Origin of the sequence: Vogesella mureinivorans (assembly GCF_007644035.1) — a bacterium.
Classification (GTDB): domain Bacteria; phylum Pseudomonadota; class Gammaproteobacteria; order Burkholderiales; family Chromobacteriaceae; genus Vogesella; species Vogesella mureinivorans.
This window is the reverse complement of record NZ_VMTV02000749.1, coordinates 1-563: the sequence shown is the minus strand read 5'-3', so window position 1 is coordinate 563 and position 563 is coordinate 1. Positions and strand designations below refer to the sequence as shown.

The following is a 563-nucleotide window of genomic DNA, read 5'->3' as shown; positions in this document are numbered from 1 at the left end:
AGGTCTGCAGCAGTCCCTGGGTGCTCGGTGTCAGCGGCGTGCTGACCGTGGTCGAGTTCAGCGCGGACAAGATTCCCGGCGTGGATTCGGTCTGGGACCTGCTGAGCACCGTTCTGCGCGTGCCGGTGGGGGCCTGGCTCGCCGGCGCGACCTTGGCCGCGCCCGATGAGTCCCTGAGCCTGGCCGGTCTGCTCGCCGGGGGCGGCGCAGCCCTGCTCAGCCATGGACTCAAGAGCGGCGGTCGCGCCCTGATCAACACCTCGCCCGAACCCCTGAGCAACTGGACCGCCTCACTGGCCGAAGACTCGCTCGCCGTCGGCGCCTTGCTGTGGCTGGTCCACTACCCTTGGCTGACCCTATTGGCCCTGGTCGTGCTGAGCCTGCTCGGTTTCCTGTTGCTGCTCTGGATGCTGCGGGGTCTGGGGCGCGGGCTGGGCGCTCTGCTGGGGCGCTGAACAGCCTGCGGGCCTGGGAATGCTGCGGCCGCGCACCCGGCCTGGCTTGGCAGGGCTGCAGGGCGGAACGCTGCCTGCCCGCATGCCGGTAGCATGGAACCTGCATCC

The 563-nt window shown here is 70.2% G+C and carries 1 protein-coding gene; it reads left to right on the top strand.

Going from position 1 to position 563, the window contains the following annotated elements; genetic code table 11:
• On the top strand, positions 1-455 hold a 455-nt coding region (locus FLQ44_RS18050), incomplete at its 5' end, for a DUF4126 domain-containing protein (RefSeq protein WP_147695481.1).
• Between the last annotated feature and the right edge of the window lie 108 nt (positions 456-563).